Raw genomic sequence first — 12,781 nt, 5'->3', positions numbered from 1 at the left:
AGCACCCGTTTTTTGCATTACCGATCAAGAGGGTTCGATCAATGATCCAGCACATGACCTGCGATGAACGCTTCATCGCCCTGGCCAAAGAGTTTGGCTATGACATCTACGGCGAAAACACCGCGGGCGGGCATTACGCGCCGCTGATCCGTCATCACGATGAGCTGTACATCAGCGGCCTGGTGCCACGCATGAACGGCAAGATCCATTATCCCGGCCGCGTCGGGCTGGACCTCAGCATGGCCGATGCGCAAGCGGCTGCCAGCATCAGTGCGATGCGCGGGCTGGCGTTGATCGTCGATGCCATCGGTTCGCTCGACAAGATCAAGTCCTTGATCCGGGTAACGGTCTATGTGAAGTCCACGGCGGATTTTGTCGACTTGAGCGAAGTGGCCAACGGCGCCTCGGATGTGTTCAGCCACGTGTTGGGTGATGCCGGTAAACATACGCGCACTACAGTCGGTGTTTATCAACTACCGAAGAACGCCGCGATAGAAGTGGACATGATTGCCGCCTTGCGCCCATCGGTTTTGTAAATTATTTCCAGACTTTACAGCGCTGAACCTATAACTTAAGGTTTAGCGCTAAAGTGTGGGAAATAAAAAAAAGGACGTGCGAATGGATAACTTTCAAGGTGCGTTTTTTTCATATAAGGACTTTCGTCAGAGCCTGCATCATCGACAGCAAAGTGCCAAAGTGTGGAAAGGCACCGAGTTGGCGGGAATGCGTCAGACCCTTGAGGCCAGCGACGTGGATATTGTCGCACTGGCTCACGACAAGAGCATTGACGGCTGTGCAGTGACGCCCGGGATGGCGATCGCCATGCAATGGCTGAACCCCGGTGTGACGCTCAACGGTCATGCCCATTCCTGGTGGCATCTGTTCGTTATCCAGTGTGGCAGCGGCGTGCTGACCCTCGGCGATGCCGATGAGGTCAACGTCAGCAGCGGCGACGTGCTGCTGGTGCCGGCCTGGACCCGGCATGGCTTCGTCAACACCAGCCAACACGAGCCTTTGGCGATGCTCAACATGAGCAACATGCCACAGATGGCACTGCTCTCGAACTTTGCCGACAGCCATGGCCTGATCACCACCCCGCCGTAATTTCCCCACCACCGCTTTTCGCAGGAGCCGGCTTGCCGGCGATAGCGACCTTGAGATCGCCATCGCCGGCAAGCCGGCTCCTGTGTTTTTTGTATCCGTCGAAACACGCTCCCGAGCCCGCTTTTTGCGTGCGTGTTTGCCCGCGTAAACAAACTTTCTGTATCGATTGAAACGGACAAATTCTGTATCTATTCAGCCTTCATTCAACTAACTACGATCACTTCCAATGCACGTTAATCCCTGCAGTCAGTGAATGGAGTGCTCTATGGAAAACAGGAAGCTCAAACTGTATGTCGGCGCCGATCATGTCAGCGCTTTTGCGATGTCGGCATTTGTTGCGCTCAAGGAAAAGCAACTTTCATTTGAACTTGTCACGGTGGATCTGAAAGATCGCGAAAACTATAGGGCGAGTTATCGCGATCTTTCGCTGACCTGCAAAGTTCCAACCTTGGTTCACGACGATTTTGCCTTGTCGGAATCCTCGGCGATTGCCGAGTACCTCGATGAACTCTGCCCGGGGCATAAAAAACTCTATCCGCAGGGCCTCCAGCAGCGTGCCCGCGCCCGTCAATTGCAGGCCTGGTTGCGCAGTGACTTGCTGGTGGTGCGCAAGGAGCGCCCGTTTGACCTGGTGTACTTCGGCAAGAAAAACACCGCGCTGTCCGACGAGGCCCAAGCCGCCGTCGAACGCCTGGTGTTCGTCGCCGACCATTTGCTGGAAGAGGACGCCGAGCATCTGTTCGGTGACTGGAGCATTGCCGACACCGACCTGGCAATCATGCTCAACCGCCTGGTTGCCAACGGCGATCCGGTGCCGGCACGGCTCCAGGCCTATGTGCGTCGCCAGTGGGACCGCGACAGCGTCCGGGCGTGGATGGACATAGAGCGCAAAGCGCCGGCCATCGCCTAACAACACTCAGGGCAAGCACCAGGAGCGCGGCCATGCAAGGACTGTCGGAGCACGAACGCTACAAACCCTATAACTCACGCACCATCCGCGATACGCCTTACTGGCACAAGCTGACGCCGGCGTTGCAGGAGGCCATGACCGTCGTGGCCCGGGTCATGCCGTTTCGCACCAACGAATACGTGCTGGGCACGCTGATCGACTGGAACAACATTCCGGACGATCCGGTTTTCCGCATGACCTTCCCCCACAAGGACATGTTGCTGCCAGAGGAATTTGCCACGCTCAAGCAACTGATCGAGCTGGAGGACAGCGCGGCGATCAAGCGTCGGATCGAGGCGATCTGGCTGCGCATGAACCCGCATCCGGCCGGACAGTTGACCCACAACGGTGTCACGCTCAATGGCAAAGTCCTGCCGGGCATCCAGCACAAGTACCGCGAGACCGTGCTGTTTTTCCCCGGTGCCGGTCAGACCTGTCACGCGTACTGCACCTTCTGTTTTCGCTGGGCGCAGTTCATCGGCGAGGAAGAGCTCAAGTTCAACGCCCGAGAGTCCCAGGAGCTGGTCAGTTACCTGCGGGTGCATACCGAAGTCACGGATGTGCTGATTACCGGCGGCGACCCGATGATCATGAACACCCGTTCGCTGGCCGGATACATCGAGCCGCTGCTGCAATTGCCACACCTCAAGAGCATCCGCATCGGTACCAAATCGGTGGCGTACTGGCCGCAGCGTTTTGTCAGCGACAAGGATGCGCCCGAGCTGCTGGCGCTGTTCCAGCGCATCGTCGCGGCGGGTAAGAACCTGTCGATCATGGGCCACTACAACCACCCGGTGGAGATCCGCCAGGCCGTTGCCCGCCAGGCGATCGAGCGCATCCGCTCGACGGGCGCGACGCTGCGCATGCAGGCGCCGGTGATCCGCCACATCAACGAAAACCCCGCCGATTGGGCCGCGCTATGGACCGAAGGCGTGCGCCTCGGGGCGGTGCCTTATTACATGTTCGTCGAGCGTGACACCGGCCCCAGCCACTATTTCGCGATGCCGCTGGCCCGCGCTTTCGAGATCTTCCAGGCGGCGTACCGCACGGTGTCGGGGCTTGCGCGAACAGTGCGCGGGCCGTCCATGAGCACCTTCTACGGCAAGGTGTTGATCAACGGCATCGAGACCGTCGCCGGGGAAAAAGTCTTCGTCTTGCAGTTCCTCCAGGCACGCAATCCGCAATGGGTGTTGCGCACGTTCTACGCGCGCTTCGATCCGCAAGTGACCTGGTTCGACGACTTGCAACCGGCCTTTGGCGAGCGCTCGTTCTTCTTTCAGACCGAGCTCGCCGCCGTGCCGGAATTGATACCGGTGTTGCTGGAAACGGCGTAGGAACATTCATGAACAATGGGGAGATAGGGAGATGAGCAGTATCCCGTTTGATCAGCGCGAGGGTGTTATCTGGCTCGACGGCGAGTTCGTCGAGTGGTCCCGGGCGCAGTTGCATGTGCTGACCCACGGCCTGCATTACGCGAGCACCGTGTATGAAGGCGAGCGGGTCTACAACGGCAGGATCTTCAAGCTGCGCGAGCACAGCGAGCGGCTGTACCGCTCGGCGCACCTGATGGACTTTGCCATCCCCTATGAGCTGGCCGAACTGGAAGCGGCGAGCCAGGAACTGCTGCAACGCAACAAGGTGCTCGAGGGTTATCTGCGCCCGGTGGCCTGGCGCGGCAGTGAAATGATCTCCACCTCGGCGCGCTTTAACCGTGTGCACGTGGCCATCGCCTGTTGGCAGTGGCCAAGCTATTTCGACCCGGCGGCGCGCATGGCCGGCATCCGCTTGAAAACCGCGAGCTGGCGCCGTCCGCCACCCTGCAGCAGCCCGTTCGAGGCCAAGGCTTCCGGGCATTACCAGATCGCCACGCTGAGCAAGCACGACGCCGAGAACACGGGTTACCACGATGCCTTGATGCTCGACTGGCGCGGCCACGTCGCCGAAGCCACGAGCGCCAATGTGTTCTTCGTCAAAGGCCGGACGCTGCACACCCCGCTGCCGGATTGTTTCCTCAACGGCATCACCCGGCAGACCGTGATCGAGTTGGCCAAAGCGCTGGATTATCAGGTGGTCGAACGGACGATTCTGCCTACGGAACTCGGCGACTTCGATGAGTGTTTTCTCACCGGCACCGCCGCCGAAATCACCCCGGTGCAGAGCATCGATGAGCGCCGCTATCGACCGGGCGGTGCCTGCCGCGACTTCATTGCCGCTTACACCTCAACCGTAAACGCCTGATCACCTGCCAGGAATCTCACCATGTCGGATCAAGGGATTGTTGCGTCTCAACCTTACATTTCGCTCGGCCATCGTCATGAAGAGCTGTCGACGTTGGGCTGGACTGTGCTGACCGCGGAAGAATTTGCCCATGATGTCGTAGGCACCTTGCATGAGTTCGGCCCGATCATTCCGCAGTTCAACGGCCAGATGGCCTTTCCCATCACTCGCAAGCCAGGTTACGAGGACTTACCGTATTCCCAGAGCATGAACGGCATTGGCCCACACACCGAGGCGCCCGTGTACGGGCCGCCGCCGCGTTATCTGGCGTTGCATTGCCATAAGCAGGCCACGTGCGGGGGCGGGCACACCGGTTTGGTGGACGGCTACGAATTTCTCAAGTCCCTGGAGCGCAGTGAACCAGAACTGCGTGAGTGGCTGGATGACACGCCGGTAGAATTTGTCGCCACCGCTAAACCCGGCGAACCGGGTCAACGGCGGGTCAAGGAGTACATCCTCACGCCCACGGAGGACGGGGATATTTTCCGTTTCAGCTACAACCAGTTTCACTACGGCGATGTGAATCCGTCCAGGGAAGCCCTGCAGCAATCCCTGGTCGCCAACAGCACCTCGCCGCTGGCCAGGTTTGCCGCGCTCGGCGAGGCGTACTTCGTCGAGCACAACATTCCGGTGCTGATTCCCGACGGATGCCTGCTGATTTGGGACAACTGGCGGATGATTCACGCCCGCAGTCGTTACACTGATCCGGCGCGCAACCTGACCCGCTATTGGCTGGCCTGATTTTTCCGGCGCCCTTCATTCTTTTGGCGTACCCCTTGGCGGGTACGCGTCTTACAGGTATCGCGTCATGCAAACAGCAATCGAGATCGCCCAGGTCGATCATCAACTGATCGTGCGGCTCAACCAGGCCTGGACCAGGCGCGCCTCCGTTTGTGCGCCGGACAGGGCTCAGATCATTGAAGCGTTCGATCCGCTGCGCCCGGATTACCCGGAGTGCATGGTGCCGTTTTTCCATCACCCGACATTCCAGGCCTTGAGTGACGAGCTCAAAAGCAGCGTGGTGACCTGGGGCTGGATCGGCTACAACCTGCGCACCGTCACCGCCGAAGAACACATTGTCAATCCGGCCCTCAGCGTCATTGCCAATCAGTACCTGGGCAAGGACGACTGGCATTTTCGCGAGGCCATGCAACAGACCTTGATCGACGAGCACTACCACACGCTGATGCACCTGCGCGCCATCGAACGGACCAGGCTGGAGCGGGCGCTGGATCAGGATCTGGATCTGCCGCCGTCCGTCACTTACCTGCGCTTGAAGGCCTTGCAGGCCGAGCTGACCGAGCAATGGCAGCGGGATCTGGCGGCGATCACCTTTGCGGTGGTGGCCGAGATCAGCGTCAACGCCTATCTGGATTTGCTGGCGGATGACCAGACCATCCAGCCGCAGAACCGCCGGGTGGCCGAGCTGCACAACCGCGACGAATACGCTCACAGCAAGGTGCTGGCTGAAGTGGCGAAGGTCATGTACGCCAATATGCAGCCGACCCAGCGGGAATTTTTCGCACGCAACCTGTCGGTGGCGCTGAGTGCCTTTATCGCTCAGGACTATTCCATGTGGGAGGCGATTCTGACGCAGCTCGGGGTCGAGGAGGCGGCGTTGATCATTGCCGACACCCGCGAAAGCAACAAGAACGCGACCATCATGCGCGACTACAGCGGCCTGCATAAGCTGGCACAGGACCTGGGCATCAGCGAGCAGATCGACTTCGACTTCCGTCCGACCCTCAAAACCACGGCGGCCGCCTGAGCCCGGAGGTGTCTATGTCCACGCCTGTGTACGAAGTGTTCGCCATCCGTGTCGGCGCAAACGCCCAGCGCACCGCCAGGGAGAATTTTCTCTACGACGCCTGTTGCGGTGATCCGAATGCGCCGATGCCGCTGGATTACTACTTCTGGGTCATCCGCAACGAGCAGCAGGTGATCGTGGTCGACACCTGTTTCCAACCGGGCACGGCGGACCGGCGCAATCGCCAGATGTACCGCCTGCCGGAAGAATCCCTGCGGCAACTGGACATCGATCCGGCCCGGGTCGAACACCTGATCCTGACCCATTTGCACTGGGATCATGCCGGCAACCTCGGGCTGTTCCCGAAGGCGACCGTGCATTTGCAGGAAGCGGAATTGCGTTTTTGCACCGGGCCGAAAATGTCCCATCGCACGCTGAACAAAACCTACGAGGTCGAGGACGTGATGTCGGCGCTGCCACCGCTGTTCGAAGGGCGGATGCGATTACACACGGGCGTCGTCGAGGTGGTTCCCGGTGTGACCTTGCACCCGGTGGGCGGGCATACGCCCGGCAGCCAGGTGGTGCGGGTGAATACTGAGCGCGGCTGGATTGTACTGGCCTCGGATGCCGCGCACCTGTGGGTCAACATTCGTGAGCGCAGTCCGTTTCCGATCCTCGATGACCTGGCGCAAACCCTCGAAGCCTTCACCGAGATCGACCGCCTGGCCGACAGCCAGGACCACGTCATCCCCGGCCACGACCCGCTGATCGCCGAGCGTTTCCCGCGCTGGAATGACGACCCGCATATCATTTGCCTGCACCAACCCCCGAGCTGAAGATCACCTCAAACCCTGTGGGAGCGGGCTTGCTCGCGAAAGCGGTGTGTCAGACACAGCAATTTTCAATGCACTGACGCCTTCGCGAGCAAGCCCGCTCCCACAGTGCCGGTGTTAACCCTGAGCTTTCAGGATACGTCCCAACGTCTGCAGTGCCTCATCAATCCGTGGCGAATACGGCGCGCCGCAACCAATGCGCACAAAGTGATCGAAACGCTCGGTGTTGGAAAAGATATCCCCAGGGGAAATCTGGATGCCGACCTTCAGCGCCTCGTGAAAAAACGCCATGGATGAATGCCGGCGAGGCAATTCCACCCATAACAACGTGCCGCCTTGCGGGTGGGTCACGCTGGTGCCAATGGGAAAATAGCGGGCGATCGCCGTGCTCATCTGCGCGCGTTGTACGGTCAGGGTTTTCCTCAGCCGTCGCAGGTAACGTTCATAAGACGGTGTGCGCATGAATTCGCTGACCGCCAGTTGCGATAACAGCTCGCACCCCCGCGACTGCGTGTGCTTGAGCATCTCCACACGGTCGTGCCATTTGCCCGCGCTGATCCAGCCCAGGCGCATGCCCGGTGCCAGGGTTTTGTTCAGCGAGGCGCAATAGATCACGTTGTCGGTGCGGTCCCAATGTTTGAGCGTGGACAGCGGCTGCTCGGTGTCCACCAGGTCGCCGTAGGTGTCGTCCTCGATCAGCACGGTGTTGTGCTCGGCGCACAGTTTCACCAGCCGTGCCTTGTTGGCGTCGGGCATGATGCTGCCCAGCGGGTTTTGCAGGTTGGGAATGACGATCAACGCCTTGACCCGCTCAGGGCCTTGCAGCAGCCCTTCCAGGGCCGCCAGATTGAGCCCGGTGTGGGCCGAGGCCGGGACTTCCAGTACCCGCAGGCTCAGGCTTTCGAGAATTTGCAGCAGACCGTAGAAGGTTGGCGACTCCACGGCCACGGTGTCGCCGGGGCGGGTGACCGCACGCAAGGCCAGGTTGATCGCTTCGGTGGCGCCGTTGGTGATCACGATCCGTTCGGGGGGCAGGTGGGTCTTGCTGGCCAGCGCCCGCCGAGCCAGGAGATTGCGCAATGCGCTGTTGCCGCAGGTCGAGCCCGCGACGCCGAGCAGGCCGGCGTCGTAGCGCAGCGACTTGATCATGTTGTCTTGCAAGGTCTTCAGCGGATAAAGCTCCGGCGCGCAGTAGGCGCTGGCGAAATTGACCTTGACCGTTGCGCGCTGACTGGCCTTGAGCACCGTTGAGACCTGTTGATGAATGCCGACATAGGCGCTGGTATCCAGCGCTGGCTCCGAGGCAACCGGGGCGGGCTTGGGCAAGGTGTCGGGCTGGCGAATGTAGTTGCCGGAACGCGGTCGGGCTTCCAGCACGCCGCAGTCTTCCAGTTCCCGGCACACCTGCACCGCGGTCGACAGGCTGACGGCGTGTTTTTCCATCATCAGGCGGATCGAGGGCAAGCGTTCACCGGTTTTCAAGGTGCCGCTGCGGATAGCGTCCAGATAGTGATTGGCCAGTTGGCGATACAAAGGGGTCGTGTTCATGATGACCTCAGCAGTTGCACCACCGAGGTCTGGGCTGGAAAGTGAGTTGACGCTCCCCGCAGGCGGACCCGTGGTGCTCATGGGTGAAGGGAAGTGTTGTTCTGCGTCGATACTGGAAGAGTAATCGCGGTTTTGCCCGAATCACGGGCAATAAAAAGCCCCGCACGGATGGCGGGGCTGTTCAGTCAGTCGCTGAGGACTCTGTGTGGAAAGGGGGGGCTTGCCTGTGGCGAGGGGGCTTTCCCCCGTTCGGCGGCGAAGCCGTCGTAAACTCGGTGAATGCGGTTTTACTGAAAAACTCAATTAGCTTGATTGGGGTGGCTGCGCCACCCAACGGGGGCAAGCCCCCTCGCCACAGGCAAGCCCCCTCGCCACAGGCAGCCCCCTCACCACAACTGCCGCGATTACTGCGCAGTGATGCTGTAGCCATCGAACGCCGTCTGCTGTTGCAGGGCAGTGATGATGTTCTTGCGGTTGACCGCTTGCTCGGCGCCGCTGTTGTCCAGGAACGTTTCGCTTTCCAGTTCAGCCTCATCGCCTTCACCCACGAAGGTGAAACCGAGGAACTCCAGGGCTTCACGGTCGACGTTCAGGCGCGAGCGTGGGGTGCGCAGCGGCAGGGTGACGCTGATGCCGTCCTTGCTGATGGTGAACACTTCGACTTCTTTCTTGGCCTTGGCGGCCTTGCTCTTGCCGCCGCTCGGGTTGCTGATGGCCTGGTGCGTCTGGTTCAGCACCTTCAGGGCCAGGCCGTAGACGATTTCCTGGAACGCCGGGTCGTCCTTGAAGCTGGAGAGGATGCGGCTGATCGGGAACTTGCTGCTCAGGTCTTCCAGCGCGGCGATGTCGGCGGCTTCGGCGTCCTTGAGTTGCTTGAGCTGGCCCATCAGTTCATAGGCCTTGTCGTCGTCGAAGCTGTCGTGGGCCTGCCGAATGGCAGCGCGCAGTTCGCGGATCTGGTCACTTTCGCGGGTGGACTGGAAAGCGTCCAGCACCATCTCGCTGATGGTTTTCGCCTGGGGTACGTGTTGTGAAAGATTGATGGAGTTTTCGTATTCCGCTTTGGACGACAAGGTGACTACGGATTCAGCGGTGTTGGAATCGGACATTGAAATTTCACTACTTTTTTCAGCTTGAATAGGGGCGAGAAAGCCCGGGGGCTTTTTCAGGCCGCCTAATCTATTGGACCGGGACCGTGTTGTCACGGATCAACAGGCGGCTGGTCATGTTTTTGCTTTGTAGAGGGCTGACCACAGATTCTTCGGCCAACCCGGATCCCTGTGGGAGCGAGCTTGCTCGCGATGGCAATCTGTCAGGCCCCTTGATGTTGGCTGACACTCCCTCATCGCGAGCAAGCTCGCTCCCACAAAAAGCCCCGCGACCATGACGAAGCGGGGCTTTCTGATTACCGAGAGAAATGACGCGATTATGGGTGCAATAGCTTCTGCGCCCGTTTATCCGCCAGATGCTGAACCACCAGCCGTCCGATCAGCACCAGCAACGTCAGCGAGATCAGCAATACCGAAATCGCCGCGACGCTCGGGTCGACGTTATCGCGCAAGCCGCTCCAGATGCGCTTGGGCAGGGTGTCGACGTTGACGCTGGTGATGAACAGCGTCACCGCCACTTCTTCCCAGGACAGGGCAAACCCCAACAGTGCGGTGGAGGCCAGGCCCAGTTTCAGGTTCGGCAGGATCACCATGAACGTGGTCTGCATCAGGCTGGCGCCAAGGTTGCGCGAGGCCAGTTCGATGCGCCGGTCGATCTGGCTGAGGGCCACCAGCATGGTCACCACGCCGTACGGCACCACCATGATCACGTGGGCAATCACCACGCCGGTCAGGGTGTCGTAGCCCATACCCGGGGCGAAGCGACCGAGCTTGGTCTCCATGAAGTACAGCACCAGCGCGGAAATCACCGGCGGGATCGCCATCGGCAACAGCACCAGGCCGATCAGGGCCGTGGCCCATTTGGAGCGCATGTACCAGATGCCGAGGCTGAAACTCGCGGCCAGCAAGGTGGCGATGACGCTGGTGGCCAAGGCAATGGTCAGGCTCTGGCTGATGGCGTGGAACCAGTCCGGATTGCTCACCAGCGCTTCGTAGTGACGCAGCGACCAGTTGCCTTCGGGCATCGACAGGAAGCGCTTGCTGGTGAACGACACCGGAATGACCGTCAGCAGCGGGAACAGCATGAAGGCCATGGCGACCACGGCCAACAGCCGCGTACTCAGGCTTGTGCGATGGGTATTCATAGTGATCTCAGCCTACCAGTCGGTTGACGCGGGTCATTTTCAACAGCACCCAGATCAGCGCGCTGACCAGGGCCAGCAACACCACGCTCAGTGCCGCGCCCAGGCCCCAGTTGCTGGTCTGGAACATTTGCAGGAACACGTACTCGGCGATCATCACCGTTTGCCCGCCACCCAACAGCACCGGGGTGATGAAGAAGCCCAGGCAGAACACGAAGACCATGATGAACGCCCCCAGAATGCCCGGCAGGGTCTGCGGCAGCAGCACTTGCCAGAAGGTGCGCAAGGCACCGGCCCCCAGGCCGCGCGAGGCCATGAGCACACGCTGGTCGAGTTGACGCATGGTCGACAGCAGCGGGAACACCGCGTAAGGGATCATCACGTGGAGCATGCCGATGACCACGCCTATCTCATTGCGGCTCAGTTGCAGCGGCTGGTCGATCAGCCCCATGCCCATCAGGCCGTTGTTGAGCACGCCGTTGCTGCGCAGGGCGATCAACCAGCCGAAGGCCCGCACCAGCACGGAAATCCAGAACGGAATGAAGATGCAGATCTCCACCACGCGCTGCCAGAACGGCGGGCTGAACACCCAGCAGTAGGCCAGCAGGTAACCGATCATCAAGGCCAGGCCGCTGACGGTCAGGCACAGGCGCAAGGTGCGCCAGAGCATTTCGTGGATCGCAGGGTCAGTGGCGATGCGCTGGTACTGCTCGATACCCGGCGTCGGCAGCGAGAAGCTCCAGCCGACCACGCCGAGGAACGGCAGCACGTAGAAGACCAGCAGCAACACCGGCAGCGGAAACAGCAGCAGGCCGCGCTCCAGGCCCGGCGAGCTGAAGCGGGGCTTGGGGGCGGTCAGGGTCGAGGTCAGGGTGGTGGTCATGGTCGCAGGCTCACTTGGACAACCGCGTCAGGTACTCTTCCAGGGCTTTGGAGTAGTTGTCGGCGTACCACTGGGCGTTGAGAGCGATCTGCTTCTTCAGGTTTTCTTCGGAGGCGCAGTTGGCTTCAAGTTGCTTGGCCGACATCAGCTTCTCCGTGGCGCTGTTGGAAGGCCCATTGCCCAGCAGTTCGAACAGCTTGAGCTGGCCTTCAGGCTGCAAGGCTTGCTGGATGAACTGCATGGTCGGTTGAGTGCCGCCGGGGTTGCCGTTCAATACCGCCCAGCTGCTGGAGTTGATGAAACCGTTGTCGAAGCTCCAGCGCACACGGTTGTCGGTGTCTTCGCTGAGCAGCTTGGCGCGGGTGTGCCAGATCGCACCCACCGACACCTCGCCGTCGACCATCAGTTGCTGGCTCTCGGCACCCGAACTCCAGAACGACAGGACGTGCGGCTTGATCTCGTCGATCTTCTTCATCGCCCGCGGCACGTCCAGCGGGTACAGCTGGTCAGGTGGGACGCCGTCGGCCAGCAACGCCGCTTCGAGCATGCCGTTCATCCACTTGTACAGCGTGCGCTTGCCGGGGAATTTCTTCACGTCCCAGAAATCGGCCCAGGTCTTGGGCCCGTTTTCACCGAATTTTTCGCTGTCCCAGGCCATCACGTAGCTGAACTGGTAGCTGGCGATGCCGTAATCGGAGGAGAGCGCCGGGGCCACCTGATCGCGCTTGATGGTGTTGTAGTCCAGTGGCTGCAGGATCTTTTCCCGGCCCAGCACGATGGCGCTGTAGCTCTCGACGTCGACCACGTCCCAGCTCGGTTGGCCGCTGGCCAGCTGCGAGCGGATTGCCCCTTCGGTCGGGCCGGCACCGTCGATGCGTACCTGGATGCCGGTGTTTTTGGTGAAGGTGTCGGTCCACGCCGAACGGAATGCGTTCAGGGCGTCGCCGCCCCAGTTGACCACCACCAGCGGCTTGTCCGCCGACCAGCTGATGCCGCTGCGCAGCGCCAGGGGCACCGCTGCCAGCAGGCCCATGGCCTGGATGAAGGTGCGGCGGTTGATCTGACCGTCGCGGGCCTTGTCGATAAGCACTTCGATGCAGTCTTGTTGGTGATCCTGGCGCATGGGCAAGTCCTCATTCGGCAGGTGCCTGCGTGGGCACCGACCTTTTTGTTGTCATTGGAAGAGAGC

At 60.6% G+C, this 12,781-nt stretch carries 13 protein-coding genes; 8 read left to right on the top strand and 5 right to left on the bottom strand.

Annotation, left to right across the window (positions count from 1 at the left end; all coding sequences use genetic code 11):
- The first annotated feature begins 41 nt into the window (after window positions 1–41).
- The 8 genes from AB7M25_RS25475 (at window position 42) to AB7M25_RS25440 (ending at window position 6,913) form a co-directional block, all read left to right on the top strand.
- Complete coding sequence (locus AB7M25_RS25475; protein ID WP_046040191.1) at window positions 42–536, top strand: RidA family protein; 495 nt, start codon at window positions 42–44, stop codon at window positions 534–536.
- Between the two features lie 82 nt (window positions 537–618).
- A complete protein-coding gene (locus AB7M25_RS25470) occupies window positions 619–1,104 on the top strand; it encodes a cupin domain-containing protein (protein ID WP_429384030.1) in 486 nt (161 codons plus the stop codon).
- Window positions 1,105–1,369: 265 nt separating this feature from the next.
- Complete coding sequence (yfcF, locus tag AB7M25_RS25465; protein WP_429385486.1) at window positions 1,370–2,014, top strand: glutathione transferase; 645 nt, start codon at window positions 1,370–1,372, stop codon at window positions 2,012–2,014.
- A 32-nt stretch (window positions 2,015–2,046) separates the two neighbouring features.
- Window positions 2,047–3,387, top strand: a complete 1,341-nt coding sequence (locus tag AB7M25_RS25460) for a KamA family radical SAM protein (protein ID WP_429385488.1) — start codon at window positions 2,047–2,049, stop codon at window positions 3,385–3,387.
- 31 nt (window positions 3,388–3,418) lie between these two features.
- On the top strand, window positions 3,419–4,291 hold the full coding sequence (locus AB7M25_RS25455) for a branched-chain amino acid aminotransferase (RefSeq protein ID WP_429385490.1): 873 nt from the start codon (window positions 3,419–3,421) through the stop codon (window positions 4,289–4,291).
- Between the two features lie 21 nt (window positions 4,292–4,312).
- Window positions 4,313–5,071, top strand: a complete 759-nt coding sequence (locus AB7M25_RS25450) for a TauD/TfdA family dioxygenase (RefSeq protein WP_429385492.1) — start codon at window positions 4,313–4,315, stop codon at window positions 5,069–5,071.
- Between the two features lie 67 nt (window positions 5,072–5,138).
- Complete coding sequence (locus tag AB7M25_RS25445) at window positions 5,139–6,098, top strand: diiron oxygenase (RefSeq protein WP_429517620.1); 960 nt, start codon at window positions 5,139–5,141, stop codon at window positions 6,096–6,098.
- A gap of 14 nt (window positions 6,099–6,112) precedes the next feature.
- Window positions 6,113–6,913, top strand: coding sequence for an N-acyl homoserine lactonase family protein (locus AB7M25_RS25440; RefSeq protein WP_454238141.1), 801 nt, complete (start codon window positions 6,113–6,115; stop codon window positions 6,911–6,913).
- Window positions 6,914–7,027: 114 nt separating this feature from the next.
- On the opposite strand, the gene AB7M25_RS25435 is transcribed toward AB7M25_RS25440, so the two are convergent.
- The 5 genes from AB7M25_RS25435 to AB7M25_RS25415 all read right to left on the bottom strand — a co-directional run bounded on the left by AB7M25_RS25435 (window position 7,028) and on the right by AB7M25_RS25415 (window position 12,715).
- A complete protein-coding gene (locus AB7M25_RS25435; RefSeq protein WP_429385496.1) occupies window positions 7,028–8,458 on the bottom strand; it encodes an aminotransferase-like domain-containing protein in 1,431 nt (476 codons plus the stop codon).
- 404 nt (window positions 8,459–8,862) lie between these two features.
- On the bottom strand, window positions 8,863–9,567 hold the full coding sequence (locus tag AB7M25_RS25430) for a hypothetical protein (protein WP_429385498.1): 705 nt from the start codon (window positions 9,565–9,567) through the stop codon (window positions 8,863–8,865).
- A gap of 317 nt (window positions 9,568–9,884) precedes the next feature.
- Window positions 9,885–10,712 carry an ABC transporter permease gene (locus AB7M25_RS25425; protein ID WP_429385500.1) on the bottom strand — a complete coding sequence of 276 codons (828 nt, stop codon included), beginning with the start codon at window positions 10,710–10,712 and terminating at the stop codon, window positions 9,885–9,887.
- 7 nt (window positions 10,713–10,719) lie between these two features.
- Window positions 10,720–11,592, bottom strand: a complete 873-nt coding sequence (locus AB7M25_RS25420; RefSeq protein ID WP_095965821.1) for an ABC transporter permease — start codon at window positions 11,590–11,592, stop codon at window positions 10,720–10,722.
- A gap of 10 nt (window positions 11,593–11,602) precedes the next feature.
- Complete coding sequence (locus AB7M25_RS25415) at window positions 11,603–12,715, bottom strand: ABC transporter substrate-binding protein (protein ID WP_429385502.1); 1,113 nt, start codon at window positions 12,713–12,715, stop codon at window positions 11,603–11,605.
- Between the last annotated feature and the right edge of the window lie 66 nt (window positions 12,716–12,781).

The organism is Pseudomonas sp. AP3_22 TE3818, from assembly GCF_053628995.1.
Note: the sequence above shows the minus strand (reverse complement) of the source record. Positions and strands in the feature narration are given on the sequence as shown.